This window comes from Pseudomonas sp. Irchel s3b5 (assembly GCF_900187435.1).
Classification (GTDB): domain Bacteria; phylum Pseudomonadota; class Gammaproteobacteria; order Pseudomonadales; family Pseudomonadaceae; genus Aquipseudomonas.
This window is the reverse complement of the sequence record NZ_FYDY01000036.1, coordinates 22,994-49,845: the sequence shown is the minus strand read 5'-3', so window position 1 is coordinate 49,845 and position 26,852 is coordinate 22,994. Positions and strand designations below refer to the sequence as shown.

Genomic DNA, 26,852 nt, shown 5'->3' with positions numbered 1-26,852 from the left:
CGGTTGAAGACAGGGACTGTTTAAGCGTCGTATTCTTTTTCATGGACTCGCCCTCGCTGCCGTTGGCTTCTTAGACTGCCACCGTGGCGCATTGACGCCTCGGCGTGGGCGAGTCCATCCAATTACAATCGTTCTGCTGTGACTGAGCTTTCAGCGATACGCTGTGGAAATTCCTTGGCGTTCCTCAATGCATTCCGGTGCACCCATCTCGAATTCCCGGCAGATCAGCGGGCGTTTTTCGTAGATGGTGCACATCATCGTGTTGCGATCGAGCGCAGCGCACCAGCCGTCGTCCAGACGCAGCATGACTTCCCCGCCCCAGTCATCGGTATCGATGAACCGTTCAGGCACACCCGTGTCGGTGATCAACATGACTTCGAGCTGGCAGCAGCAGGCTGCGCAGGTCGAGCAGGTGACCGCGGGTTCCGCGATTTGCGTGTGGGGGATGGTTTTCATGGCGCGCAGTGTAAGCCAGTCCCCCTGAACTGTGTGAAAGCTCTGACGGACGCCGACTTCGCAAGTGATGACCCGGCCGCTAATCCTTGATCGGCGGGTTGCTGCGCACCATGCGCTTGCCGATGTCCAGTTTCACCGTGTCAGGCAATCTGGACAGTGGCCACAGAGTCGCCATGAATGCCGCGGGAAAAGTGATTTCCAGCGGGCGATCCTTGAGCTGTTCGAGAATGTGCCGCGCGGCTTTTTCCACGGGCCAACTGAGCGGCATGGAGAAGTCACTTTTACCCGTCTGCGATGGTTCGACGAATCCGGGGTTGATCACGGTGACTTCGATGCCTTCAGGGGCGAGATCAATGCGCCGGGACTCAAAAAGGTGACGTAAACCTGCCTTCGAGGCGCCATTTGCTTCGGCTCGGGGCAGTGGCAGGTACGTCACGGCACTGGCCATCGCCACCAGATGTGGGGCGGTGCCGGCGCGCAAGAGTGGCACGGCGGTTTCGATGCAATAGCTGCTGGCAAGCAGATTGGTCCGCACCACATGCTCGACGATTGTCGCGTCGAACTGCCGGGCGTCCACATACTCGCAGGTGCCGGCATTGAGGATGACTGTGTCCAGCGAGCCCCAGTCTTCGGCAATTTGCTCGCCGATCTCGCGCACGGTTTGACTGTCGGTCAGATCTGCGGCCAGCGCCAGCACTTGTCCGGGATATCGTTGCGACATGACTTTCAGCGATGTTGCAGAGCGTGAACTGAAGGCCAGATGCGCGCCGGTTTTCAAGATTTCCTCAGCCAGTGCGGCGCCAATTCCGTTGCTGGCGCCCGTCAGCCAATATCGCCGTGGAGGTGTACGACTCATCCCAATCTCCTGTTCAGCCAGGCATCGGCCCAGTCCAATTGTTTTTTGCTCATCTCTACGGATCGCCGCGGGGAATTACTCAAGCGCGCTCCCCAAACGGTTCAGTAACCGGTGTTCGTGCTGGCAGGTTCTTGAACGCGGTCAGTGCGCGGGTGCGGGAAGTGCCCAAATCGACGATGGGTGTCGGGTAGTCGACCGCACCGAACAAACCGCCAACATTGGCAGGGTTATGCACCTCTTTTTTATTCAGATCAGCCAACGCCGGCAGCCAGTGCTTGATGAACACGCCCTGCGGATCGAATTTTTCCGACTGGCTCAGCGGGTTGAAAATCCGGAAGTAAGGCGCTGAGTCCGTACCAGTGGACGAACTCCACTGCCAGCCGCCATTGTTCGCGGCCAGGTCGCCATCGATCAGGTGACGCATGAAAAAGCGCTCGCCTTCACGCCAGTCGATCAACAGGTTTTTGCTCAGAAACATTGCCACCACCATGCGCAGTCGGTTGTGCATCCAGCCGGTTTCCAGCAGTTGGCGCATGGCGGCGTCAATAATCGGCAGACCGGTACGTGCTTCTTGCCAGGCGGCGAGGTCATCGGGGGCGTCGCGCCACGCCAGGGCTTCGGTTTCGGGGCGAAACGCCCGGTGTCGGGAAACCCGTGGATAACCCACCAGAATGTGTTTATAGAACTCGCGCCACAGCAGTTCGTTGATCCAGGTCACTGCACCGGCACTTCCGCTCTCAAACTCACCCCGATTGCTTTGCAGTGCTGCGTGCAGGCATTGGCGGGGAGAAATCACTCCGGCGGCGAGGTAGGGCGAGAGTTGGCTGGTGCCGGGTTTCGCCGGGAAGTCCCGTTCGCTTTCGTAGTGATCGATCTGCGCATCGGTAAAGATGTCGAGGCGACGGCGGGCTTCGGTCTCACCGGCGGGCCACAGGTTGTGCAGGCTGGCGCTGGGTGTGGGGAATCCTGTGATGGTTGAGGGAACAGCGTCGCTGGTGATGTCCAGCGGCGTTTGTGCATTTGGCGCGTGCACGAGATGGGGCAGCGAATGATGCAGCCGTTCATAACAGACTTTGCGGAACTGGCTGAAGACCTGAAAGTAGCTGCCGGTTTTGGTCAGTACGCTGCCGGGCTGAAACAGCAGTTGATCGAGGTAGCGGTGTACTTCGATGCCTTCGGCTTTCAGGGCGCTGGCGACCGCGGCATCCCGCCTGGTTTCATGGACGCCGTATTCGTCGTTGAGGTGCAGTGCGTCGATCTGCAACTGACGGCACAAGTCGAGTAATACCGCTGGCGCCTCATCCCAGCGCGGGGCGGTGCGGATCAGCAGGGGAATATTCAGTTGACCCAGTGCATGGCTCAACTGCGCCAGATTGCGCAGCCAGAAATCCACTTTGCAGGGGGCGTCGTCATGCTCCAGCCATTGCTGGGGACTCAGCAGATACACCGCCACACTCGGTCCGCGAGCGGCGGCGGCCGAGAGGGCGGTGTTGTCATGGAGGCGCAAGTCGCTGCGCAGCCAGATCAATTGCATCGTCTTATTCACGCTGTTCATTTAAATCAACCCACGCTGAACCAGTACCTGATGTGCCGCCAAGGGATCTTCGGCCAGGTACAAATGAGCGATATCGGTAAGTCTTGCTGACAACTCGGCGTGGTGGATGCACACCGTTGGTCCGGCAATCATTTTTGGGCAACCGACACCTTTGAAAAGTTTCGGCAACTGCCCCAGGTTCATGGCCTTGCTGGAATACAGCAGGACGCCACGGGCTTGCAGATGGTCAACCGCCAGGGCGAGTTCACCGACCGGCAGCGGCCAGTCGAATACTTCCACCGGGCAATCGACGCTGCTGATCAACCAGGCCGTCAGCCACAGGTTCGGTTCCAGCGGCAGGTCAGACTGATTGATCAGCAGCAGCGGCGCGGTGCGCAACTGACGATTGTTATGGTAGATGCGTGCGCCGAATTTGCTGCGGAGCCAGGAACAAAAAAACGTGCGCTCCATCTGCTCACCGAACTGGCCTTGCCAGCGCTGCTCCAGAACGACCAGCAACGGCATCAGCAGTTGCTCACATAACGTGCGCGGCGGATACAGCGCCATTGCCTGATTGACAGTGTCATCAAGGGTGCGCTCGTTGAGCCGGGTGACCGCGTGCACCAGCGTCTGCAACAGCGCGTGCCAGTCGTTGTCCACGGCTTCGCTCAACGTCTGCGGCGTATCGAGCAATTGCTTGACCTGGCTGACGGCCACCCCACGGTTGAGCCAGGTAACAATGGCCTGGATACGCTGCACATGTTCGGCAGAGAACAGGCGGTGCCCCTTGGGTGTGCGTTGGGGCACGATGAGGCCGTAGCGCCGTTCCCAGGCTCGTAATGTCACGGCATTGACACCGGTCTGGCGCGACACTTCACGGATCGGCAGCCAGCCTTCATCCAGGGCTTTTTTAAAGTCGTCGCCGAGGTCTTCACGGGCGCTGGTGTCGAGCGGGGCTTTCATTAGAGGGCGTTTCGCAGGCTGAGGTTTTCGGGATGCGGTTGCAGGTAGACCTGCTGCGCGAGGTAGGGATCGGGGTGTTGGCGCAAGTGATGTTTAAGCAACGTCAGCGGCACCACCAAAGGCACGATGCCTCGGTGATACTGGCTGATCAGGTGTTGCATCTCTTGTTTGTCTTCGCCACTGATGGCCCGCTTCAGATAGCCGCTGAGGTGTTGCAACACGTTGGTGTGGGTGCGGCGTGTGGCACATTTTTTCAGGGCCGCCATCAGCTCGCTGAAATAGCGGGGGCCAAGTTCTTGCGGATCGGTATGGCCCATGGTGCCGAGCAGATTGCCCAGGGTTTTGTATTGCACCGGGTTGTGCGCCATCAGCAGGTATTTGTAGCGTGAGTGAAATTCCGTGAGCGCGCGCCGGGTCAGGCCTTCTTGCAACAACTGCTGCCAGGCGCTGTAAGCGAATACTCGAGTGAGAAAGTTTTCCCGCAGCACCGGGTCGTTGAGCCGCCCGTCCTCTTCCACGGGCAGGTCCGGGTGCTGCAAGCAAAACGCCTGGGCGTAAATTCCCCGGCCACCGCCATCCAGCGGCGCACCGTTGGCGTGATAGACCTTGACCCGTTCCAGACCACAGGACGGGGATTTCTGCATGAAGATGTAACCGCAGGCATCGCCCAGTTCCACCGCCATTTTCCGACCATAGTCGGCCAACGGCTGCGTGACATTGAAGGTGTGATCAAGTGTGCCGACGGCTTGGGGTTGCGTCGCATCGCCAACCAGTCGGATCGGTGGGCGTGGAATGCCCAGGCCAATGGCGACTTCCGGGCAAACCGGGACAAACTCGAAATACTCCGCGAGCGTGCGGGTGCACAGCCGCGATTCCTTATGCCCGCCGTTGTAGCGCACGTCGAAACCCATCAGGCAGGCGCTGATGGCGATTTTCGGTTTGGCGGGAGTGGGCAGCATCGGAGCACCTCGAATCTAAACCTGTACAAACGTTCTGGTCTGTACAACATACCTTCATCTTAGATTCGAAGCTGTACAAGTCAAACTTTGTGTACAAGTTTTTCGGTGTAATGCTCCCTACTGCAAATGTTCATGCAAACGGCGAGCGGCTTCCTGACCGCTGAGCCAGGCACCTTCGACGCGTCCGGACAGGCACCAGTCGCCACAGGCATACAGCCCCAGGTCGGCATCGGCCAGCGTGCCCCATTCGTGACTGCTGGCAGGGCGGGCGTAGAGCCAGCGGTGGGCGAGGCTGAAGCTCGGTGCGGGCATGGAGTCGTGCAGCAGTTCGGCGAATGCACCGTGCAACTGTTCGATCACTGCTTCCTTGGACAAGTCGATGTGCTGCCGGCTCCAGGCGCTGGTGGCGTGCAGGACCCACGTGTCGAGGGTGTTGTCGCGTCCGGGCTTGCTGCGGTTGCGGGCCAGCCAATCGAGTGGGCTGTCTTGTACGAAGCAGCCTTCCATCGGGGTTTCCAACGGTGTTTCAAAGGCCAGTGCGATGGCCCAGGTCGGGTCCATTTTCACCCCGGCGGCGGCACCGGCGAGTTTCGGTGCGGAGGCCAGCAGGGCGGTGGCCTGCGGCGCTGGCGTGGCAATGACGACGTGGCTGAACGGGCCGTGGGTGAAGCCTTCTGCATCTTGCAAATGCCAGTGTTCCTCGCCGCGATAAACCTCGGTGATCCGGCAGGCAAAATGCACTTCAAGGTCGCCGAGCAGGGCGCGGGTGATCGCGCTCATGCGTGGCGTGCCGACCCAGCGTGTCTGCTCGTCCGGTGACAGGTTGAGTTGACCGCCATGGTAGGTGTACAGCTGCGGCGTCCACTCGGCGACCCAGCCGTTGGCCTGCCAACGTTGCACTTCCGTGACAAAGCGGCGATCGCGGGCAGTGAAATATTGCGCGCCCATGTCCAGGGCACCCGCATCGCTGCGCTTGCTCGACATGCGTCCACCGCTGCCGCGGCTTTTATCGAACAGTTGAACCACGTACCCGAGGTCCGTCAGGGCCTGGGCAGCGGAGAGTCCGGCGATGCCGGTGCCGATGATTGCGATAGGTACAGTCATAGGGGCCTCGTTTACCTTTCTGTACAGACTACGCCGGGGTTTAAACCTGTACAATATTGTTTTTTGGTATAACTTTTAGCGTTCTCGTTCTGACAGCTTGGCCTATTGTTAAACATAGAGCCTGCTCGATACCAAAGATCCCTGCTTATAAAAATAGACTAATGGACAAGGTAAAACGCCACGCGAGGAAGAAGTCATGCACATATTGCTGACCGGCGGTACTGGTTTGATAGGACGTCAGCTTTGCCGGCACTGGTTGAGTCAGGGACATCGCCTGACCGTCTGGAGTCGCACGCCTGAAAAAGTCGCGACAATCTGTGGTCCTCAAGTGCGTGGAGTCGCCCGTCTGGAGGATATCGGGCAGGAGCCGGTCGATGCGATTATCAACCTTGCCGGGGCACCGATTGCCGACCGGCTCTGGACCCACAAACGCAAAACCCTGTTGTGGAGTAGCCGCATCACCCTGACCGAAAGCTTGCTGGCCTGGCTGGAAAGCCGCGCGCAGAAACCGCAGGTGCTGATCTCCGGTTCTGCAATCGGTTGGTATGGCGACGGCGGCGAGCGTGAGTTGACGGAAGAGTCGCCTCCGGTCATCGATGATTTCGCCAGTCAGTTATGCATCGCCTGGGAAGAAACCGCGCAGCGAGCCGAAGCGTTGGGCATTCGCGTCATCCTTATCCGGACCGGGCTGGTTCTATCGGCTGAGGGCGGCTTTTTGTCGCGGCTGATACTGCCTTTCAAATTAGGCCTGGGAGGGCCGATTGGCAATGGTCGGCAGTGGATGCCGTGGATTCACATCAACGATCAAATCGCCTTGATTGATTTTCTTCTGCATCGCAGTGACGCTAGCGGTCCTTATAATGCGTGCGCACCCGAACCCGTGCGCAATCGCGAGTTTGCCAAAACACTGGGCAGCGCGCTGCATCGCCCGGCGTTCATGCCGATGCCGACTCTGGCCTTGAAGGTCGGCCTGGGCGAGTTGTCTTCGTTGTTGCTGGGTGGCCAGCGGGCCACCCCGGTTCGCCTGTTGGAAGCGGGTTTCACTTTTCAGTTCACGGATTTGCGTGCGGCTTTGGACGAGTTGTCCAGTCGCCTTTGAAATAGGACGTTGCATGACCGATCACGCGTTGCTTCTGGTCAATCTGGGTTCACCTGCCTCCACCTCGGTGGCGGACGTGCGTAGCTACCTCAATCAGTTTCTGATGGATCCGTACGTGATCGACCTGCCATGGCCGGTTCGACGGTTGCTGGTGTCACTGATTCTGATCAAGCGTCCCGAACAGTCGGCCCATGCCTACGCATCGATCTGGTGGGACGAGGGCTCGCCGTTGGTCGTTCTCAGTCGCAGATTGCAGCAGGCGATGACCGCCAAGTGGCATCACGGCCCGGTCGAGTTGGCGATGCGCTACGGCGAACCGTCGATCGAGACGACGCTGGTGCGCATGGCGGCCGCCGGCCACAAGCGCATCACCCTGGCGCCGCTTTATCCACAGTTCGCCGACAGCACCACCACCACCGTGATTGAAGAAGCGAAGCGCGTTCTGCGGGAGCATAAGCTCGACTTGCAGTTGTCGGTGCTGCAACCGTTCTACGACCAGCCGGAATACATCGATGCGCTGGTGGCCTCGGCCAAACCTCATCTGGAACAGGATTTCGATCACTTGCTGCTGAGCTTTCACGGCTTGCCGGAGCGGCATCTGAAGAAGCTCAATCCGGGTCATTGCTTCGAGGGTGGCGGCGATTGTTGTGCGGGTGCGCCACCGGATGTGGTCGCCACCTGCTATCGCGGCCAGTGCTTGCGCACCGCAGCGGGGTTTGCCAAACGGATGGGCTTGCCGGACGGTAAGTGGTCGGTGTCGTTTCAGTCGCGACTGGGGCGGGCCAAATGGATCGAGCCCTACACCGAAGCGCGCCTTGATGAGTTGGCCAAGAGCGGCGTGAAAAAGATTCTGGTGATGTGCCCGGCGTTCGTCGCCGATTGCATCGAAACACTGGAAGAAATCGGTGATCGCGGCAAGGAACAGTTCCGCGAAGCGGGAGGCGAGGAGTTGGTGCTGGTACCGTGCCTCAATGATGACCCGCAGTGGGCGCAGGCGTTGAGCACGTTGTGCGAGCGAGCACCGTTGGTGCTTTAAAAACATCGCCAGCAAGCCGGCACCTACAGGGTCGCGTACAGACCTGTAGGAGCCGGCTTGCTGGCGATGGCGTCACGCAGATCGACTTTAGATCAGCGGCTCATCCGCCTTCTTGTGCTTCCAGCTGTCATTGCCCGGCAACAAAAGATTCAAACCAATCGCCACCACCGCACACAGCGCGATGCCTTTGAGGCCGAAGTCGTCAGGGCCGGTGCCGGTGCCGATCAGCACACCGCCGATCCCGAACACCAGGGTCACCGATACAATCACCAGATTGCGCGCCTCGCCCAGATCGATCTTGTGGCGAATCAGCGTGTTCATGCCCACCGCCGCAATCGAACCGAACAACAGGCACAGAATCCCGCCCATCACCGGCACCGGGATGCTCTGCAGCAGTGCGCCGAATTTGCCGACGAACGCCAGGCTGATGGCGAAGATCGCTGCCCAGGTCATGATTTTCGGGTTGTAGTTCTTGGTCAGCATCACCGCGCCGGTGACTTCGGCGTAGGTGGTGTTGGGTGGGCCGCCAAACAGGCCTGCCGCGGTGGTGGCAATGCCATCGCCGAGCAAGGTGCGGTGCAGGCCGGGCTTCTTCAGGTAATCGCGACCGGTCACGCTGCCCACGGCAATCACACCGCCGATGTGCTCGATGGCCGGCGCCAGGGCCACGGGCACGATGAACAGAATCGCCTGCCAGTTGAATTCCGGCGCAGTGAAATGCGGAATCGCGAACCACGGTGCCGCGGCAATCTTCGCCGTGTCGACCACACCGAAGTAGAACGCCATGCCAAAGCCGACCAGCACACCGGAGATGATCGGCACCAGGCGGAAAATGCCTTTACCGAACACGGCGACGATCAGGGTGGTCAGCAGCGCTGGCATCGAGATCATCATCGCCGTCTGGTAATAAATCAGCTCGCTACCGTCACCGGCCTTGCCCATCGCCATGTTGGCGGCAATCGGTGCCATGGCCAGGCCGATCGAAATGATCACCGGGCCAATCACCACGGGTGGCAGCAGGCGATCGATGAAACCGGTGCCTTTGATCTTCACGGCCAGGCCGAGGAAGGTGTAGACGAAACCTGCCGCCATCACACCGCCCATGGTCGCGGCCAGGCCGAACTGGCCCTTGGCGAGAATGATCGGGGTGATGAAGGCAAAGCTCGATGCCAGGAATACTGGCACCTGGCGTCCGGTAACGATCTGGAAGAGGATCGTCCCCAAACCGGCCGTGAACAGCGCCACGTTCGGGTCAAGGCCGGTAATCAGCGGCATCAACACCAAGGCGCCGAAGGCCACGAACAGCATCTGTGCACCCGACAGCACCGTGCGCCAGAGCGGATCGTTGAACTCTTGCTGCATGGTCACGCGTCCTTCTGCTTGGTGCCGAAGATCTTGTCGCCGGCATCGCCAAGTCCAGGGATGATGTAACCGTGTTCGTTGAGTTTCTGGTCGATGGACGCGGTGTAGATGATCACGTCAGGGTGAGCTTTCTCTACCGCCGCGATACCTTCTGGGGCCGCCACCAACACCATGGCGCGGATCTCGCGGCAGCCGGCTTTTTTCAGCAGATCGATGGTGGCAACCATGGAGCTGCCGGTCGCGAGCATCGGGTCGATGATCATCGCCAGGCGTTCGTCGATTTCCGGGACCAGTTTTTCCAGGTAGGTGTGGGCCTGCAGGGTCTCTTCGTTGCGGGCAACACCCACGGCGCTGACCTTGGCGCCCGGAATCAGGCTGAGCACGCCTTCAAGCATGCCGATGCCGGCACGCAAAATCGGGACTACAGTGATTTTCTTGCCGGCGATTTTCTCGACTGACACGGTGCCGCACCAGCCTTCGATATCGTAGGACTCAAGCGGCAGGTCTTTGGTGGCTTCATAGGTCAGCAGGGCGCCGACTTCCTGTGCGAGCTCACGGAAATTCTTGGTGCTGATGTCTGCGCGGCGCATCAGGCCAAGTTTATGACGGATCAGCGGGTGGCGGATCTCATGGATGGGCATGGGGAAAGGCTCCGGCGGCGGGCAAAAAAACCGGCGTAGATTAATCTATCCCGGGGTGTTGTCCTATAGACATAGAGTACGTTAGTCCACAAACGCTTGATCTGGCCTCGGTTGATGCGTACCTTTGCCCGCTTTTCCGAATCCGCCACCCCCTGGAGAGCGCCATGTCCGCTGATCTCGAGCATATCCGTCAAATCATGCGAGAGGCTGACTGCCTGTACACCGAAGCTGAAGTCGAGGCGGCCATTGCTCGCGTCGGTGCGCAAATCAACGAACAAATGGCCGACAGCAACCCGGTGGTGTTCTGTGTGATGAACGGCGGGCTGATTTTCTCCGGCAAGCTGCTGACCTATCTGAACTTCCCGCTGGAAGCGTCCTACCTGCACGCCACCCGTTATCGCAACGAAACCAGCGGCGGCGATCTGTTCTGGAAAGCCAAGCCGGAAGTCTCGTTCATCGACCGTGACGTGCTGATCATCGACGACATCCTCGACGAAGGTCACACCCTGGGCGCGATCATCGACTTCTGCAAACACGCCGGTGCCCGCAAAGTGCACACCGCCGTGCTGATCGACAAAGACCACGACCGCAAGGCCCGTCCGGACTTGAAGGCTGATTTCGTCGGTCTGCCGTGCATTGACCGTTATATCTTCGGCTATGGCATGGACTACAAAGGCTACTGGCGTAACGCCAACGGGATCTTCGCCGTTAAAGGCATGTAAGCATCCTGCACGGCTCCATGTAGGAGCGAGCTTGCTCGCGATGTTTTGTCAGGTACATTGGCGTCGTCTGACACACCATCGCGAGCAAGCTCGCTCCTACACCCGCCCTCCGGAGCCTGTCATGAGCCTTTTGATCCGCAGCTGCGCCGCCTTGTTGCTGACTCTCAGTTTGCCCTTGGCCGCCGCCCCGGCGCCCATGCATGCTCAGTTTCTTCCGCCTGATGACCTGAACTTGCGTGACAGCGAGCCAGAGCAGCAACAGTTGCTGCAAGTCACCGAATACTCGGTGGTGGTCGGCAGTCAGCGACAGTCCAATCAGCAACCGATTCCAGTGACTTCGCCAATCCTGATCCGCCTCAAGGGAAAATCCTTGAGCAAGGGCGCGACGATCAATCAGGTGCTGGTCAATTTCGATGGCGAAAGCAAAAGCCTGAAAAAACCGGTCTACGACGCCAAGAGCAAAACCCTGACGCTGTATTACCCGATGGCTCAGTACCGCGTGGTGATCGACTTGTTGCGTAACGATACGGTGTATTGCCAGTTCCTCAGCTATGCCAACGGCCATGTCTGGGCGGATCTGCATACCGGTAGCGTTCGTTCGCGTTGAGTGCCGGGCCCGCGCAGGGGTAAACTGCCCGCCCCGTGTAATGTCTGCGAGTTGGAGTCGGCAATGCGTAAAGATAAGAAACAAGTGATTGGTGATGAGATCGGCGATGATCAGATCAAGCTGTTCCTCGATTTCGAGCCGGTCGACGCCACGTCTCCATCGCTGCACAAACTGATCAAGGCCTACCGTGGCCTGCGCATCGACGACTTCGAGCGTTTCCTGACGTTCTTCGTCGAGGCCGGTTTTGATGTCAACGGCAAGGACGAGCACGGCAATGACTTCGTTGCCCTGATCAAGGATCAGCGCAACGCACCTGAATACATCGAACTGATCGAAAAGGCTCGCGGTTAAAGATCAAAAGATCGCAGCCTTCGGCAGCTCCTGCAAATGGGTCGCCTGGATCTGTAGGAGCTATCGAACGAAGCGAGGCTGCGATCTTTCAAAGGCATAAAAAACGCCCCGCTCTCAATGAGAACGGGGCGTTTTTCATGCGAGCGAATCAAGCGTAGCTTTCGGTCTCGCTGCTGGCTTCAACCAGTTCCAGGGCAACGTTGTTCTGCGTGTTGATCTTGTGATACAGCGCAGCGTCGGCTTCCAGAACCTTTTCCCGGGCCGGGAAGATTTCTGCCAGTTTGGTGGCCCATTCGCCTTTGGTTTGGCTCGGGAAGCATTTTTCGATCAGTTCCAGCATGATCGAAACGGTCACCGAGGCACCAGGCGAAGCACCGAGCAGGGCGGCAAGGGAGCCGTCCTTGGCCGCAACGAGTTCGGTGCCGAACTGCAGGATGCCGCCTTTTTTCGAGTCTTTCTTGATGATCTGCACCCGTTGGCCGGCCACTTCCAGGCGCCAGTCTTCGGCTTTCGCCTCAGGGTAGAAGCGACGCAGGGATTCCAGGCGCTGCTCCATCGACTGCATCACTTCGCTGACCAGGTACTTGGTCAGGTCCATGTTGTTTTTCGCCACGGACAGCATCGGGCCGATGTTGCCGGCACGAACCGACATCGGCAGGTCCATGAAGGAACCGTGCTTGAGGAACTTGGTGGTGAAACCGGCGTAAGGCCCGAACAGCAGGGACTTCTTGCCTTCGACCACACGGGTGTCCAGGTGCGGCACGGACATTGGCGGCGAACCCACGGCGGCCTGGCTATAGACCTTGGCCTGGTGGTGCTTGACCACTTCCGGATTATCGCAACGCAGCCATTGGCCGCTGATCGGGAAGCCACCGAAGCCTTTGCTCTCTTCGATGCCCGACGCTTGCAGCAATGGCAGAGCCGCGCCGCCAGCACCGAGGAAGACGAACTTGGCGTCGACTTCACGGGTGTTGCCGCTGTTGACGTCCTTGATGCTGACAGTCCAGCCGCCATTGTTGCGCTTGAGGCCGGTCACGCGCTTGCAGTACTTGACCTGGGCATCGGGTGCGCTGGTCAGGTGCTTGAGCAACTGGTTGGTCAGGGCGCCGAAGTTGACGTCGGTGCCATTGATCACGCGGGTGGCGGCCAGGGTTTCGCCAGGGTCGCGACCAGGCATCATCAATGGCATCCACTCTGCCATTGTTGCCTTGTCTTCGGTGTATTCCATGTCGGTGAAGGCGTGGTGCTTGCTCAGCACCTTGAAGCGTTCCTTGAGGAAGGAAACGCCGCTGTCGCCCTGCACGAAACTCAGGTGTGGCACCGGGCTGATAAACGATTTGCACGAGCCGAACGTGCCTTTCTTGGTCAGGTACGACCAAAACTGCTTCGACACCTCGAACTGGGTGTTGATGTGCACGGCTTTCTTGATGTCGACGGCGCCATCGGCGGCCTGCGGCGTGTAATTGAGCTCACACAGCCCGGCGTGACCGGTACCGGCGTTGTTCCACGGGTTCGAACTCTCCGCAGCACCGGAATCCATCAGCTCGACGACTTCCAGCTTGATCGCGGGGTCGAGTTCTTTGAGCAGTACTGCAAGGGTGGCACTCATGATGCCGGCCCCAACCAGTACTACGTCGACTGCTTCGTTATGCGCCATTTAACGCGTCTCCAAAATCTGCAGCACCAAATTGACGGCATGGCTGCCAGGAGTGACGGGGCGTGTCAGTGATGCCCCAGGTACCCATGGCAGGATCGCCATGTCCGAATCTTCGCAATTTTTTGCAACTTCGACGGACGCTACCTGCCGGGTCTAATAAGAGTCACATGAACTCATTTCAACGGGCGGCGGGCAATTCGACTTATGGTCGATACATCCGTTTGTGCAACCAAATCCGTAGCGGACAGGCTTCAGGCTCCGGTGTTCGCGCAATACTCGGTCCTGTATCGTTGGGCTGCTCTAGACGCTAATGGTGCATGTTCAGACGCAAAACTATTCATTTGCTCGCCACACTCTTGTGAAGTTGTGAAAACCCGTTTTTTTCACGCTCTTTTGAAGACGTGAACCTCAAAAAGGGCTGTCCCAGCCTGGCACCGTGCCCGGATGGATCGCCGCCATGGGATACAGGGCAGGCAAAACGGGCAAACAGCTCAGTGACCGAGCGTAATGACAGCTCTGCAGATTCGCGAAAAGTGGAGGTTTTGCTCAACAAAACAGCAAGCGCGCCAGCTTCACTCGATCTGTGTGGGCGGCTCTCTGTGGGCGGTGCGGGGTGTCAATACAAGCGCATTGACGATGCTGCGAGGCCCGATCAGGAGACGTCCTTATAATCGGGGGGAGATTGTATCTAAGAAACGCAGGGAAATGGTCGTGTTTAATGACTTTTATTAGGCGTTCGGTCAGGTGGTCAGCAGATGCTGCTCCCGTGACCGCGTTTGGTGCTGAACGACGCGGGCGCTGGCAGGCAAAGGCTGATGCAGCCAGTTAAGTCGGATTTCTTCGATTTCGACCCAGCCATTACCCATCGGTTGCAGGCTGCACTGCTTGAATGCCTGGCAGTGGCCGTTACGGTCGAGCAGGGCGAAACAGCGATGCAGCGGGCGTGGTGCGAACAACGAGATCAGATAGCGCATGGCGAAGTACCTTTTGGGTTTCTGAAAAAAATAATAAGCGCAAGCCGTTACGTGCAAGTTTAAGGGCGGTGACATCTGTGTGACAGGAACCGCGTTCCCAAGGTTTTGTCAGATATTTCCGCAATCACAGTGGGGCGCTGGTTCCCCGCAGTGGCGCACCGTTATACTGCCGGCCTGTTTGTGCCTGAATCTGGAGAGAAGCGCATGTTGCAACGCCTGTTGTTCGGTTTGATCACTGTGACCAGTTTGACGCTGGTCGGCTGCGCCCACAGCCCGCAACAACTGAACCCGGAGCCAAAACTGACCGCTCAATTGGCCCCTGTCGGCCATGGTCAGCCTGTCGTGGTGCGTGTGGTAGACGGTCGCCCGTCGCCGACATTGGGGACCCGCGGTGGCCTGTATCCGGAAACCAGCGCGATCACCGTGCAGGGCGCGCAGATTCTGCCGAAGTTGCAGGCTCAGGCTGAAGCGGCCGTGCGCCTGTTGGGCTTTACCCCGACGACCAATGCAGCGAATGCCCCGCAAATCACCGTGACCCTGGCTGAATTGAAGTATCAATCGCCCAAAGAAGGCATGTACGTGACCGAGGCGACCATTGGCGCGACGTTCCGCTCCGATGTACAGAACGCCAACCGCCGTTACAGCGGTCGTTATGGTGCGTCCCTGGACCAGCGTTTCGGTATGGCGCCGAACCAGGAAACCAACACCAAACTGGTCAGCGACGTGTTGAGCGATGCGTTGACTCGTCTGTTCAAGGACCCAACCGTGGGTCAGGTTCTCGGCGAGTAATGCGAGCCCCGTAGGAGCTGCCGCAGGCTGCGATCCTTTGATTTTGTTTTTAAAAAAAGATCAAAAGATCGCAGCCTTCGGCGCGCCTACGTTCAATTGCGATTGGACTGCCATTGGTCAATTGTTTCGTTATTTGTCGCAAAGTGGAGGGCAGGCGCGAGGGCTTTGGGTAGAATCCGCGCCGCAGTCGTCGGTCCGGCGCTTGCGCTAACGTTTTCGCTTGAGGTTTGTGATGTCGCTGCATTTGATGACGCTGTTTACCGCCCATCCCGCCAAACTGATCAATCTGCTGGCCTTGCTCTTCGCCTTCCCTGGCGGCTGGTTGCTGCACGCCACCCGTCGCCGCGAACAACGCGCGATGGCGAGCCTTCAGGCGCAACGCCAAAGCAGCCCCAACGCAGAGCCGGTTCTGGATTGGGCAACCCTGCGCAAGAACCGGTTTTTCTACATCTTCGGTTTTTCCTGCATGGCGCTGGCACTTTTGGTGTCGTGGATCAGCACGCAGGTTTAAATTTTTGAAGCAAAAGATCGCAGCCTGCGGCAGCTCCTACAGAAGCTTGCGCAGGCTGCGATTTTTTTTGCTTACAGCGGCAGTCCAGCCTTGACCCGATATTGATTGCGCACCGGCGTCGCATATTGCAGCACCAGGAACGGACGATGTTCCTCGGGGCAAGCGTCCAGGCGCTGCTGCCATTCTTCCTGAGCCTTGGCCAGCTCGTCGGCGGCAAATACCTCTGCGGCTTTTGGTACCGACAACTGCGGATCGGCGTCTTTCCACATGGCGTAAGCCAGGTAGTGCACCGGGAACAGGCGATACCCACCGAGGATCTGCTTGTCCATCTCGACCGCCAATTGCTTGGTGTCATCGAACAGTTCGGTAATCGGCGCGGCAAAGTTCACATGCACCCGGCCCTTGTAGCCGGTGATGCCTTTGGCAATGCTCACATCATCCTCGCCCGGCACCTTGGTGTAGCTGCCGGTGGTGGCGCGGATGTAGAGCTCGCGGGCCTTGGCCTGATCGCACGGGTCGTATTCGTAGCTGATCGACACCGGGGTGAGGTTCAGCGAACGGATGACCTCGCCGAACGGCTCGTCCTTGCGGCTCATGTGGAACATCTTGAGGATCGCCGACTCGGTACGGTCGTCGCCGTCCTTCGCACGACCTTCAGCCTGGGCGATCCAGATCGATGCGCAATCGTTGCGGATCGAGTGGTTGATGTACGCCGACAGCAACTGATACGCCGCCATTTTCTCGCGACGACCGGTGATCGAGCGGTGCACGATGAAACTCTTGTTCAAGCGCATCAAGTCGCTGACAAACGGCTTTTGCAGCAGGTTGTCGCCAATGGCGATGCGCGGCGTCGGCAGGCCGGCGTGGTACACGGCATAGTTGACGAAGGCCGGGTCCATCACGATGTCGCGGTGATTGGCGATAAACAGATAAGCGCTGCCGGACTTGAACTGCTCGACGCCGGTATACGTGACACCGTCCGTAGCGCGCTCGATGGTGTGGTCGACGTAAACCTCGACTTTGTCCTGCAGCGTGGCGACCGAATGGACGCCGGCGAACTCACGGCGCAAGCGATGAGCTATAAGAGGTTTGAGCGCCCAGCCCAAAGTGCCGGCAAAACGCGGGAAGCGAAAGTGGGTGAGGATATCTAGAAACGCCTTGTCGCCGAGCAGCCGGTCCAGCACCGCTGGGACTTCGCTGTCGTCGTAAGGTCGGATGGCATCGAATTCGCCCATCATGCTCTCTTGTTAGAAACGGCTAGGGTAAGTAAAGGTTCTGATCGAAAACCGGCGGGGTACGGTCTGAAAAGTTAGCCAGACAAAAATAGCCCTGCAAATAGACCGGCGATTATACGCACAAGTCACCTGGGAGACCGCGATGCTGGAAACTACGCAGTATGAATGTCCGTATTGTGGTGAAGAGGTCGAGACGACGTTGGACTTGTCCGGTGGCGATCAGACCTATATTGAAGACTGTCAGGTGTGTTGTCGGCCGATAACATTCGTGCTGCAGGTTTATGAAGAGGAATGGCATCTCGAAGTTTTCAGTGAAAACGAATGAGGGGCATGTATGCAGCGTATTTACGAACCGGAAAACCTGATGGAAGGCGAATTGCTGCAAGGCATGCTCGCCAGCGAGGGCGTCGAGGCGCATCTGGTGGGTCGCGATCTGGTGGGCGCCACGGGTGAACTGCCGATATTCGGCCTGTTGGGCCTCGCGGTGGATAACGATCAGGCCGAATACGCCCGGGAGCTGATCACCGCGTACAATGCCGCGCTGCCCCTGTCCGGCGATGAACCGGAGAGCTTCCCCGGCACGCTGGTCTGTTAGGCTGGCGTTCGTTTGATCAAGAGTTGTGCTGCCCCATGTGTGGACGTTATGCCCTGTTTCGCTGGAACCGCGACTTCGCGACCCTGCCAGGTTTTCCCGCCGATCAGCAGGCGCAGTGGAACATTTCCCCCAATGATTCGGTGTTGATGCTGCGCGCAGGTCTCGACGGCCAGCGTGAACTGGCCCGCGCCCGTTGGGGCCTGACACCGCCGTGGCTGACGGATCTGTCGCGCACCCCGGCTCATGCGCGTGCCGAAACCGTTGCCGAACAACCGATGTTTCGCCAGGCCTTGCGCGAGCGTCGCTGCCTGCTGCCGGCCAACGGTTTCTACGAGTGGCGCGGTACTACGCGCAAACGGCCATTCTGGTTGACGCCGGGGGAAGGTTCGTCGCTGTTTTTCGCCGCGATCTGGGAGGCGTATCCGGTGCAGGAACAAGTCTGGCTGAGCACGGCGGTGATTACGCAACCAGCGGCGAGTCAGCGCCGCCCGTTGATTCTCGACGAGGCCGGGCAGGCGGCGTGGCTTGATCCCGAGACGCCGCTGCACACATTGCAAGCCTTGTTGGCCAGCGAGCCGGCGGCGTTGCGCGAGCGGGTACTGGCCAATCTGGTGAACGATCCGAAGCTCAACGGACCGGAGTGTTTGACGCCGGGTTGAGGCGTTGCCCGCAATAAGGTCGTGACATCAGCCTGCGGCGCGCCGACCGACGGGGATTATTTTTTCTACCGCCATGAGAGATTTGCCTGAGTTACGCGTCTTACGTCCATAGTATCTGGCGTGGATACATTTCCACGCCTAGGATACGCGGCATGTTTTTCAGGGAGTTTTTCAATGAACAAAACGTTGGTTGTAAGTGCGCTGAGCGTAGCGCTGCTGCTCGTTGGCTGTCAGTCGGTCAATACCACCAGCGGCGGTGCGGTGGGCATTGAACGCAAGCAATACATGTTCAGCATGCTGTCCGCGCAAGAAGTCGACCAGATGTATGCACAGTCCTATCAGAAGACTGTGGGCGAAGCGTCGAACAAAGGTGTGCTGGACAAGACCAGCAATGAAGCCCAGCGCGTACAGCTGATTGCTGACCGACTGATTGCTCAGGCACCGACCTTCCGTCCAGATGCGGCCCAGTGGAAGTGGGAAGTCAATCTGATCAAGAGTGATGAACTCAACGCCAACTGTGGTCCTGGCGGCAAGATCATTGTTTACACCGGGTTGATCGACAAGCTGCAACTGACGGACGATGAAATCGCCGCCATCATCGGCCATGAAATCGCCCACGCCTTGCGTGAGCACGGTCGTGAAGCGATGTCCAAGGCCTATGGCATCGAAATGGCCAAGCAGGGCGCGGGCACTCTCCTGGGATTGGGACAGGACAGCCTGGCCCTGGCAGACGCCGTGGCCAACTACGGCATGACCTTGCCCAACAGTCGCGCCAATGAAAACGAAGCGGACCTGATTGGCCTCGAACTGGCAGCCCGCGCCGGTTACAACCCGAATGCCGCGATCACCCTGTGGAACAAAATGAGCAAAGTCTCGCAAGGTTCACCGCCGGAGTTCATGAGTACTCACCCGGCGTCGTCGAGTCGTATCGAGGCGTTGCAGGCGGCCATTCCGAAGGTTATGCCTTTTTATGAGCGGGCCAAAAAATTCTGACGATCAGGCGCTGAAAATGTGGTGAGGGGCAAGCCCCCTCGCCACAGATTGATTTCAGTCCCCGGGTCAAATCCACCCGCTGCTCTGCATCGCCTTGTACACCGCAACAATCGCCAGGATGAAGAACGCCGACGCCGCCAGTCGACGGATCAGCGTCAATGGCAGTTTGTCCGCGGCGAAGTTACCCGCCAGTACCACCGGCACGTTGGCGATCAGCATGCCGAGGGTGGTGCCGATGATCACCAGCCACAGTTCTGGATATTGCGCGGCCAGCATCACCGTCGCGATTTGGGTCTTGTCACCGATCTCCGCGAGGAAAAACGCGATCAGCGTGGTCAGGAATGGCCCGAACTTGCGCGCGGTGCTGGCTTCATCGTCATCCATCTTGTCCGGCACCAGGGTCCACAGCGCGGTGGCGGCGAAGCTCGCAGCGAGAATCCAGTGCAGCATCGCGTCCGAGAAGAAACTGCCAACCCAGGCGCCGACCGCACCGGCGGCCGCGTGGTTGGCCAGGGTCGCGGCGACGATGCCGGCGATGATCGGCCACGGTTTGCGGAAGCGGGCAGCGAGAATGAGCGCGAGCAGTTGCGTCTTGTCGCCGATTTCGGCCAAGGCAACGATTGCGGTGGGGACGAGTAATGAATCCAGCATCAGGGGTTTTCCTAAGGGGCGGGTCGACACGGCTATGACACGTACAGCCTTCCCGCCCCGGGTAAGGTGTGCGTGTCATAGGTCTTGTCAAACCCTGCGAACCGTCTGATGCGGTCGCTTGGGTCGCATACGCCATGGTCTGAGGACCAAGTATGTTGACGTATGCCGGACGAGCATGGCGCTCGTGGGAGACTACTCCCCTAGGACGGAGCGGATTCTGCCTACGCAAAATCCATTCGGCAAGAACAAATTTCTAGCCGCGCTTGGCTCGGTAGATTCGGAAACCCTGCCCTTCGGCCTTGATCGCACACACGCCAAGGTGCTCCTCGATCAACGGCTGGTATTTCAGGAAACTGTTCGCAACCAAGCGCAGTTCTCCACCGTTTTTCAGATGTTTGGCGGCTTTTCGCAGCAAGTTCTCGGTCGCGAAATAATCGGTGTGCACGCCGACATGGAACGGCGGGTTGCTCAGAATGGCGCTCAAACCCATGGGCGCCGCATCGATACCGTCGCCGGTAATCACGTCTGCTTCCAGACCGTTGGCAGCCAGTGTCAGGCGACTGCTGGCGGCGGCAAAGGCATCAACGTCCAGCAAAGTGACCTGATTGTGCGGGTAACGACGCTTCACGACGGCGCCCAGAACGCCCGCACCGCAACCGAAGTCCAGCAAATGGCCGCTGGGCAGTTTGTCCAAGTGTTCCAGCAACAATGCGCTACCGCGATCCAGGCGACCGTGGCTGAACACGCCCGGCAGGCTGATGACTTTCAACGGACCTTCGGCCAGTGGCAATTCATAGGTCTGGGCCAGGCTTTCCAACGGCTTGGCTGCAGGCGCGTTGGCCACAGTGACCAGCCATAGCTGGCAATGCCGCGCACTGTCGAGCTTGCGTGGCTTGCCGAACGGGTTGAGTTGCTTGGCCGCGCCTTCGATGCCGCTTTTTTTCTCGCCGACCAGGTACAGCTCACGCCCGGCCAGGCGTGAGGCGAGGGCGTTGAGGATGTAGTCGGTCAGATCCTTGGACTTGGGCAAAAACACCACGGCGCTATCAAACTCGCGTTCAGGTGCATTCACGCCAAAATGGCTGCGCTCGGCAAAGCGCGCATCCAGTCCGGCCTGATCACCGGCATGCCAGCACCAACCGTGAGCGCCTGGCAGGCGACCGAGCAAATCATCGGCGGGCAAACCGGCCAATAGCACCGAACCCTGGAATAACTCAGCCTGACGAAGCAGTACTTCACTGCGCGGATCCATAACTGCTCCTGTGGAAAAAAGTGCCGCAGTTTATCAACTGACGACCCGCAGCGCCTTACCGCTGAAGTATCCCAAGGCGTTTTCGGTGACTTGGCCCACGATTCGCTGCCGCGCTTCGCGACTGCCCCAGGCGTTGTGCGGGGTAACGATCAGGCGCGGGATGTCGTTGGCCAGCAGCGGATTGCCGTTGATGGGAGGCTCGACACTTAATACGTCTGTGGCTGCGCCGCCCAAATGACCGTTGCGCAAGGCGTCGGCCAGGGCTTGTTCGTCGATCAGGCCGCCGCGTGCGGTGTTGACCACGAAAGCGCCGGGCTTCATGGACGCCAGCTCACGGGCGCCGATGAAGTGTCGAGTGTGTTCGTTGAGCGGGCAGTGCAAGGTCAGTGCGTCAATTTGCGGCAGCAGTTCTTCCAGCGGCAAACGGTCGGGCCGGGCAGGGCGCCCCGGGATCTGGCCGAGTAGCACACGCATGCCGAACGCTTCGGCCAGTCGCGCGACTGCACCACCCAGTTCGCCGTGTCCCAGCAGGCCGAGGGTTTTGCCTTCCAGTTCGACAATCGGGAAGTCCAATAAACAGAACTGTTTTGCCTGCTGCCAGCGCCCTTCGCCGACCGCTTTTTGATAATCGGCCAGGCGCGTGGCGAGGTTGAGCAACAGCATGATCGTGTGCTGCGCCACCGACGGCGTGCCGTAGCCCTGGCAGTTGCACACGGTAATCCCATGGGCGCGGGCGGCGGCGAGGTCGACGTTATTGGTGCCGGTGGCCGTGATCAGGATCAGCTTGAGATCGGGGCTGGCGGCCATGGCGGCGGCATCGATGGCAATTTTGTTGCTGATGGCGACGGTGGCGCCCTTGAGGTGATCGATCACTTGATCCGGCAGGGTCTGGGCGAACAGCTGCAATTCGCTGAAGCACTGGTGCAACGGGCTGAGATCAAGGTCTCCGAGGTCCAGGGAGGGGTGGTCGAGGAAAACGGCGCGGCGAGTGTTCGTCATCAACTGTACCTTTTGTGCATTGAACTGAAGGCGTAATCTGCCGAGCCTACCAGATGAAATAAATAGTTACGCTTGGCCTAAAGGAGCCCCACATGTACTGGACAGAGTTCTTGACCGTTGCCCTGATTCACTTGCTGGCTGTAGCCAGCCCCGGCCCGGACTTTGCCGTGGTGGTACGTGAAAGTGTTACCCACGGTCGGCGCGCGGGTACGTGGACTGCGCTGGGTGTGGGCACAGCGATTTTCCTGCATGTGGGCTATTCGCTGCTGGGCATTGGTTTGATCGTGTCCCAGTCGATTGTGCTGTTCAATGCGCTGAAATGGGCCGCTGCCGCTTACCTGCTGTACATCGGCTACAAGGCGCTGCGCGCGAAACCGGCCACGCCTGTGGCGGACGATTTGCACAAGGAGGCTGGTGAGCGCACTGCTCGTGGGGCCTTCACCTCCGGTTTTGTTACCAACGGTCTGAACCCGAAAGCCACGCTGTTTTTCCTTTCGCTGTTCACCGTGGTGATCAATCCCCACACACCGCTGGCGGTGCAGGCTGGCTACGGCGTTTATCTGGCGGTGGCGACGGCAGCCTGGTTCTGCCTGGTGGCCATGCTGTTCAGCCAACAGCGCGTGCGCGCCGGTTTCGCCCGTATGGGCCACTGGTTCGACCGCACCATGGGCGCGGTGCTGATCGCGATTGGCGTGAAGCTCGCGTTCACCGAGATGCACTGATCAATCACACATCCCCTACGATGAAAGCCCACGAATGCTGGCGCAACGCTAGCATTTGCGCGGTTCTGCAAATCATTCCTTTGGCTGATTTGGCTGGCGAACAAGCGCACTACAGTGCGTACTTTCAGCCAAGACCGTGCAGTCAGAAAAAGGGATTCTTATGTTGCAGACTCGCGTTATCCCCCCAGCCGAAGGCGCTTACCAGTATCCGCTGCTGATCAAACGGCTGCTGATGTCCGGCGCTCGTTATGAGAAAACCCGCGAGATCATCTACCGCGACCAGTTGCGGTACAGCTATCCGACCCTGATTGAACGGGTCGCCCGTCTGGCCAACGTGCTCACGGCGGCCGGTGTCAAAGCCGGGGATACCGTGGCGGTCATGGACTGGGACAGCCATCGTTATCTGGAATGCATGTTTGCCATCCCGATGATCGGCGCCGTCATCCACACCATCAACGTGCGTCTGTCGCCGGAACAGATCCTCTACACCATGAACCATGCCGAGGACCGCTTCGTGCTGGTCAACAGCGAGTTCACCGGGTTGTACAACGCGATTGCCGGTCACCTGACCACGGTCGAGAAAACCCTGCTGCTGACCGACCTGCCGGAAAAGACCGCCGACCTGCCGAACCTCATCGGCGAATACGAACAGCTTCTGGCTGCCGCGAGCCCGCAGTACGACTTCCAGGATTTCGACGAGAATTCCGTCGCGACCACGTTCTATACCACCGGCACCACGGGCAACCCCAAAGGCGTGTACTTCACCCATCGGCAACTGGTGCTGCACACCATTGGCGTGTCGACCATCATGGGTTCGATCGACAGCGTGCGTCTGTTGGGCACCAACGATGTGTACATGCCGATCACCCCGATGTTCCACGTGCACGCCTGGGGCCTGCCGTATGTGGCGACCATGCTCGGCCTCAAGCAGGTGTACCCCGGCCGCTATGACCCGGAATACCTGGTGGAGCTATGGCGCAAAGAGAAGGTCACTTTCTCCCATTGCGTCCCGACCATCCTGCAGATGCTCCTCAATGCCAAGGCTGCGCAAAACACCGATTTCGGCGGCTGGAAGATTGTCATCGGTGGCAGCGCACTGAACCGCTCGCTGTACGAAGCCGCCAAGGTCAAGGGTATCCAGCTGACCGCCGCCTATGGCATGTCGGAAACCGGACCGCTGGTGTCATGCGCGCACCTCAACGATGAATTGATGGCCGGCAGCGAAGACGAACGCACCACCTACCGGATCAAGGCTGGCGTGCCAGGGCCTTTGGTGGAAGCGGCGATTGTCGATGCCGAGGGTAACTTCCTGCCGGCCGATGGCGAGACCCAGGGCGAATTGGTGTTGCGTGCGCCGTGGCTCACCGAGGGCTATTACAACGAACCGCAAAAAGGCGCAGAGCTCTGGGCCGGGGGCTGGCTGCACACCGGTGATGTGGCGACCCTGGACAGCATGGGCGTGATCGACATACGGGACCGGATCAAGGATGTGATCAAGACCGGAGGTGAGTGGGTTTCCTCCCTGGACCTGGAAGACCTGATCAGTCGTCATCCAGCGGTACGCGAAGTAGCAGTGGTAGGCATCGCCGATCCGCAGTGGGGTGAGCGGCCGTTTGCCTTGCTCGTGCTTCGTGAAGGGCAACAAATCGGGGCCCGTGAGCTCAAGGAGCATCTCAAGCCGTTTGTGGAATTGGGGCACCTGAGCAAGTGGGCGATTCCGAGTCAGATCGCCCTTGTTACTGAAATTCCCAAGACCAGCGTCGGTAAACTCGACAAGAAGAAAATTCGCGTCGACATCACCGAATGGCAAGCCACCAACAGCACCTTTCTCTCGACGCTTTAAGCGTCTGCCGGCGTGCCCAAAAGGCACGCCAGCCCCACCAAGCAAGCGCTTGGCTTGTCAAATTCATAAATTCAGCCATCCTTGCCATGCCGACAGTGTCGGACTGGCGAAAGGACTGTTCCAGAGTGGTTGGCAGGTGCAAATCACACTTTAGAGGGATCAAGCACTACTACCTGCTGGCTATAGTCCGTTCAAGGATTTTTAGAAACGGAGCACACGCACAAACAGGGGCGATGCAACTTTGGAATGACTTTGGGATGCCATGGCTCCCGGTTATCCACAGCGTTTTTAGAAGTGCTAATGCCATAACAATAAAATGCACATGGAGAAGCGTCGATGACATCAGTAAACCAGCTCTGGCGCCGGGCGAAACTGCCTCTGGCTGTCAGTCTTGCCTCTACGCTCGCCGGGCCAGCATTCGGCGTCAGTTTCAACGTTGGTGAAATCGAAGGTCAGTTCGATTCATCCCTGTCGGTCGGTGCCAGTTGGTCTACCGAAAGTGCCAACAAGAACCTCATCGGTGTCAACAACGGCGGCCGAGGCCTGTCCCAAACCTCCGATGACGGTCACCTGAACTTCAAGAGCGGTGAAACCTTCTCGAAGATCTTCAAAGGCATTCACGACCTTGAATTGAAATACGGCGACACCGGCATCTTCGTCCGTGGCAAATACTGGTATGACTTCGAGCTGAAAGACGAAAGCCGTGAGTTCAAGGACATCAGCGACGACAACCGCAAAGAGGGCGCCAAGTCGTCCGGCGGCCAGATCCTCGACGCCTTCGTTTACCACAACTACGCCATCGCCGATCAGCCGGGCTCCGTGCGTCTTGGCAAGCAGGTGGTGAGCTGGGGTGAAAGTACCTTCATCGGCGGCGGCATCAACTCGATCAACCCGATCGATGTGTCCGCGTTCCGTCGTCCGGGTGCCGAGATCAAGGAAGGCCTGATCCCGGTCAACATGTTCTATGTGTCCCAAAGCCTGACCGAAAACCTCTCGACCGAGGCTTTCTATCAGATCGAATGGGACCAGACCGTTGCCGACAACTGCGGCACATTCTTCTCGCAACCCGACGTGATCTCCGATGGTTGCGACAACAACCTGGCAGTACTTCGGACCAAAAACGGGCTGAACAGCGCACTGGCAGGAGCTGGGTTGCCAGCGAGCCTGCGCAATGCCGCCATCAACACGCTTGCCGCACGAGGCGTGTCCTGGGGTGATCCGGACGAAGGCGTGATCGTTCGTCGCGGCCCGGATCGCGATGCCCGCGACAGCGGTCAGTTCGGCGTGTCGTTCAAGTACATGTTCGATCCGCTGGACACCGAGTTCGGTGCTTATTTCATGAACTACCACAGCCGTGCGCCGATCTTCAGCGGACATGGTGCGCCGGCAAGTGCTTACAGCCCGGCGGGTCTGGTGGGCGCGTTGAGGGGCGCAGGTATTCCGGCCAATGTCGCGGCAGGTCTAGCCCCGACGTTGCTGCCATTGCAAGTGGCGGGCAACTCCAGCTACTACGTCGAATACCCTGAAGATATCCGTCTGTATGGTCTGAGTTTCTCTACCACGTTGCCTACCGGTACCGCGTGGAGTGGCGAGCTCAGCTACCGTCCGAATGCTCCGGTTCAACTCAACACCACCGACATTCTCTTCTCCGGTCTGACTCCGCTTAACCCTAGCGTTTCCGTGCTCTCGGGTACACCAGGTCAGGATCAGCAAGGTTATCGCCGCAAGGAAGTGACCCAGCTCCAGACGACGCTTACCCACTTTTTCGATCAGGTGATGGGTGCCGAGCGACTGACCCTGGTTGGTGAGGTTGGCTGGACCCACGTCGGTGGCCTGGAAGACAGCTCCGAAGCGCGTTACGGCCGTGACCCGAGCTACGGCCCTGGCCCGTTGCCGAACAACCAGTGTGTCACGTTGAACACCGGCACCCTGGCGGGTGGGGCGCAAAACAACGTCAGTCGCTACTGCGAAAACGACGGGTTTACGACCGCTAACTCCTGGGGCTACCGCGGCCGCGCCATCTGGGAATACAACGACGTGTTCGCCGGTGTGAACCTCAAGCCGAACGTGGCCTGGTCCCATGACGTCGAAGGTTACTCCCCAGGCCCAGGTGCCAACTTCGAGGAAGGTCGCAAAGCGGTCAGCCTGGGCGTCGATGCCGAGTACCAGAACACCTACACCGCGAGCCTGGCGTACACCAACTTCTTCGATGGCAAGTACACCACTGTGGATGATCGCGACTTCGTTGCGCTCAGCCTCGGCGTGAACTTCTAAGCACTGTA

Annotated in this window: 28 protein-coding genes and 1 riboswitch; of the genes, 14 read left to right on the top strand and 14 right to left on the bottom strand. The window is 59.0% G+C overall.

Annotated features, from left to right (window positions below):
• Window positions 1-150 precede the first annotated feature (150 nt).
• The 6 genes from CKW15_RS25090 to CKW15_RS25065 form a co-directional block, all read right to left on the bottom strand.
• Window positions 151-456, bottom strand: a complete 306-nt coding sequence (locus CKW15_RS25090) for a YkgJ family cysteine cluster protein (RefSeq protein ID WP_056726267.1) — start codon at window positions 454-456, stop codon at window positions 151-153.
• 79 nt (window positions 457-535) lie between these two features.
• On the bottom strand, window positions 536-1,312 hold the full coding sequence (locus CKW15_RS25085; RefSeq protein WP_095152875.1) for an SDR family oxidoreductase: 777 nt from the start codon (window positions 1,310-1,312) through the stop codon (window positions 536-538).
• A 79-nt stretch (window positions 1,313-1,391) separates the two neighbouring features.
• On the bottom strand, window positions 1,392-2,846 hold the full coding sequence (gene phrB, locus CKW15_RS25080) for a deoxyribodipyrimidine photo-lyase (protein ID WP_095152876.1): 1,455 nt from the start codon (window positions 2,844-2,846) through the stop codon (window positions 1,392-1,394).
• Window positions 2,847-2,867: 21 nt separating this feature from the next.
• Window positions 2,868-3,809: a MerR family transcriptional regulator gene (locus CKW15_RS25075; protein ID WP_095152874.1), complete on the bottom strand. Its 942-nt coding sequence runs from the start codon at window positions 3,807-3,809 to the stop codon at window positions 2,868-2,870.
• Entirely contained in the window at window positions 3,809-4,768 is a 960-nt protein-coding gene (locus CKW15_RS25070) for a DUF523 and DUF1722 domain-containing protein (protein ID WP_095152873.1), read from the bottom strand. The genes CKW15_RS25075 and CKW15_RS25070 overlap by 1 nt, the downstream gene beginning before the upstream one ends.
• A 117-nt stretch (window positions 4,769-4,885) precedes the next feature.
• Window positions 4,886-5,872 carry an NAD(P)/FAD-dependent oxidoreductase gene (locus CKW15_RS25065; protein ID WP_095152872.1) on the bottom strand — a complete coding sequence of 329 codons (987 nt, stop codon included), beginning with the start codon at window positions 5,870-5,872 and terminating at the stop codon, window positions 4,886-4,888.
• A 196-nt stretch (window positions 5,873-6,068) separates the two neighbouring features.
• Between CKW15_RS25065 and CKW15_RS25060 the strand changes: the two genes are divergently transcribed.
• Both CKW15_RS25060 and hemH read left to right on the top strand, forming a co-directional pair.
• A complete protein-coding gene (locus CKW15_RS25060) occupies window positions 6,069-6,971 on the top strand; it encodes a TIGR01777 family oxidoreductase (protein ID WP_095152871.1) in 903 nt (300 codons plus the stop codon).
• A 13-nt stretch (window positions 6,972-6,984) separates the two neighbouring features.
• Complete coding sequence (hemH, locus tag CKW15_RS25055; protein ID WP_095059992.1) at window positions 6,985-8,007, top strand: ferrochelatase; 1,023 nt, start codon at window positions 6,985-6,987, stop codon at window positions 8,005-8,007.
• An 87-nt stretch (window positions 8,008-8,094) separates the two neighbouring features.
• Here hemH and CKW15_RS25050 read toward each other — a convergent pair whose 3' ends face one another.
• Entirely contained in the window at window positions 8,095-9,369 is a 1,275-nt protein-coding gene (locus CKW15_RS25050; protein ID WP_095152870.1) for a uracil-xanthine permease family protein, read from the bottom strand.
• 2 nt (window positions 9,370-9,371) lie between these two features.
• Complete coding sequence (gene upp / locus CKW15_RS25045) at window positions 9,372-10,010, bottom strand: uracil phosphoribosyltransferase (RefSeq protein WP_095059988.1); 639 nt, start codon at window positions 10,008-10,010, stop codon at window positions 9,372-9,374.
• Between the two features lie 164 nt (window positions 10,011-10,174).
• Between upp and CKW15_RS25040 the strand changes: the two genes are divergently transcribed.
• From CKW15_RS25040 to CKW15_RS25030, 3 genes are all read left to right on the top strand, one after another.
• Window positions 10,175-10,732 carry a hypoxanthine-guanine phosphoribosyltransferase gene (locus tag CKW15_RS25040; RefSeq protein ID WP_046041880.1) on the top strand — a complete coding sequence of 186 codons (558 nt, stop codon included), beginning with the start codon at window positions 10,175-10,177 and terminating at the stop codon, window positions 10,730-10,732.
• A 121-nt stretch (window positions 10,733-10,853) separates the two neighbouring features.
• On the top strand, window positions 10,854-11,339 hold the full coding sequence (locus CKW15_RS25035; protein ID WP_095059986.1) for a hypothetical protein: 486 nt from the start codon (window positions 10,854-10,856) through the stop codon (window positions 11,337-11,339).
• A gap of 63 nt (window positions 11,340-11,402) precedes the next feature.
• A complete protein-coding gene (locus CKW15_RS25030; protein ID WP_095059984.1) occupies window positions 11,403-11,690 on the top strand; it encodes a PA4642 family protein in 288 nt (95 codons plus the stop codon).
• Window positions 11,691-11,838: 148 nt separating this feature from the next.
• Here the strand turns inward: CKW15_RS25030 and mqo are convergent, their stop codons facing one another.
• A complete protein-coding gene (gene mqo / locus CKW15_RS25025; protein WP_095152869.1) occupies window positions 11,839-13,347 on the bottom strand; it encodes a malate dehydrogenase (quinone) in 1,509 nt (502 codons plus the stop codon).
• Between the two features lie 740 nt (window positions 13,348-14,087).
• Entirely contained in the window at window positions 14,088-14,321 is a 234-nt protein-coding gene (locus CKW15_RS25020) for a hypothetical protein (RefSeq protein WP_095059980.1), read from the bottom strand.
• A 204-nt stretch (window positions 14,322-14,525) separates the two neighbouring features.
• On the opposite strand from CKW15_RS25020, the gene CKW15_RS25015 reads away from it, so the two are divergent.
• Window positions 14,526-15,110: a YajG family lipoprotein gene (locus CKW15_RS25015; RefSeq protein ID WP_095152868.1), complete on the top strand. Its 585-nt coding sequence runs from the start codon at window positions 14,526-14,528 to the stop codon at window positions 15,108-15,110.
• 232 nt (window positions 15,111-15,342) lie between these two features.
• Complete coding sequence (locus tag CKW15_RS25010; RefSeq protein WP_095152867.1) at window positions 15,343-15,621, top strand: hypothetical protein; 279 nt, start codon at window positions 15,343-15,345, stop codon at window positions 15,619-15,621.
• 71 nt (window positions 15,622-15,692) lie between these two features.
• Here CKW15_RS25010 and CKW15_RS25005 read toward each other — a convergent pair whose 3' ends face one another.
• A complete protein-coding gene (locus CKW15_RS25005; protein ID WP_095059975.1) occupies window positions 15,693-16,859 on the bottom strand; it encodes a 1-acyl-sn-glycerol-3-phosphate acyltransferase in 1,167 nt (388 codons plus the stop codon).
• Between the two features lie 139 nt (window positions 16,860-16,998).
• Between CKW15_RS25005 and CKW15_RS25000 the strand changes: the two genes are divergently transcribed.
• The 4 genes from CKW15_RS25000 to CKW15_RS24985 all read left to right on the top strand — a co-directional run bounded on the left by CKW15_RS25000 (window position 16,999) and on the right by CKW15_RS24985 (window position 19,103).
• Window positions 16,999-17,181, top strand: a complete 183-nt coding sequence (locus CKW15_RS25000; protein WP_095059973.1) for a CPXCG motif-containing cysteine-rich protein — start codon at window positions 16,999-17,001, stop codon at window positions 17,179-17,181.
• 9 nt (window positions 17,182-17,190) lie between these two features.
• Window positions 17,191-17,451 carry a putative signal transducing protein gene (locus tag CKW15_RS24995; RefSeq protein WP_095059971.1) on the top strand — a complete coding sequence of 87 codons (261 nt, stop codon included), beginning with the start codon at window positions 17,191-17,193 and terminating at the stop codon, window positions 17,449-17,451.
• Between the two features lie 35 nt (window positions 17,452-17,486).
• Window positions 17,487-18,110, top strand: coding sequence for an SOS response-associated peptidase (locus CKW15_RS24990; RefSeq protein WP_095059969.1), 624 nt, complete (start codon window positions 17,487-17,489; stop codon window positions 18,108-18,110).
• 174 nt (window positions 18,111-18,284) lie between these two features.
• Window positions 18,285-19,103 carry a M48 family metallopeptidase gene (locus tag CKW15_RS24985; protein ID WP_095059967.1) on the top strand — a complete coding sequence of 273 codons (819 nt, stop codon included), beginning with the start codon at window positions 18,285-18,287 and terminating at the stop codon, window positions 19,101-19,103.
• Between the two features lie 66 nt (window positions 19,104-19,169).
• Here the strand turns inward: CKW15_RS24985 and CKW15_RS24980 are convergent, their stop codons facing one another.
• The 3 genes from CKW15_RS24980 to CKW15_RS24970 all read right to left on the bottom strand — a co-directional run bounded on the left by CKW15_RS24980 (window position 19,170) and on the right by CKW15_RS24970 (window position 22,005).
• On the bottom strand, window positions 19,170-19,754 hold the full coding sequence (locus CKW15_RS24980) for a TMEM165/GDT1 family protein (RefSeq protein WP_095059964.1): 585 nt from the start codon (window positions 19,752-19,754) through the stop codon (window positions 19,170-19,172).
• A 90-nt stretch (window positions 19,755-19,844) separates the two neighbouring features.
• Window positions 19,845-19,967: riboswitch (yybP-ykoY riboswitch) on the bottom strand.
• A gap of 40 nt (window positions 19,968-20,007) precedes the next feature.
• Window positions 20,008-21,006 carry a class I SAM-dependent methyltransferase gene (locus CKW15_RS24975; RefSeq protein WP_095059962.1) on the bottom strand — a complete coding sequence of 333 codons (999 nt, stop codon included), beginning with the start codon at window positions 21,004-21,006 and terminating at the stop codon, window positions 20,008-20,010.
• Window positions 21,007-21,039: 33 nt separating this feature from the next.
• Window positions 21,040-22,005, bottom strand: a complete 966-nt coding sequence (locus CKW15_RS24970) for a 2-hydroxyacid dehydrogenase (protein ID WP_095059960.1) — start codon at window positions 22,003-22,005, stop codon at window positions 21,040-21,042.
• Between the two features lie 92 nt (window positions 22,006-22,097).
• On the opposite strand from CKW15_RS24970, the gene CKW15_RS24965 reads away from it, so the two are divergent.
• From CKW15_RS24965 to CKW15_RS24955, 3 genes are all read left to right on the top strand, one after another.
• Window positions 22,098-22,727, top strand: a complete 630-nt coding sequence (locus tag CKW15_RS24965; RefSeq protein ID WP_095059958.1) for a LysE family translocator — start codon at window positions 22,098-22,100, stop codon at window positions 22,725-22,727.
• A 160-nt stretch (window positions 22,728-22,887) separates the two neighbouring features.
• On the top strand, window positions 22,888-24,570 hold the full coding sequence (locus CKW15_RS24960) for a fatty acid--CoA ligase (RefSeq protein ID WP_095059957.1): 1,683 nt from the start codon (window positions 22,888-22,890) through the stop codon (window positions 24,568-24,570).
• 336 nt (window positions 24,571-24,906) lie between these two features.
• The gene (locus CKW15_RS24955) at window positions 24,907-26,844 is read left to right on the top strand and encodes a DUF1302 domain-containing protein (protein WP_095059956.1); all 1,938 of its coding nucleotides are present in this window, start codon (window positions 24,907-24,909) and stop codon (window positions 26,842-26,844) included.
• Window positions 26,845-26,852 lie beyond the last annotated feature (8 nt).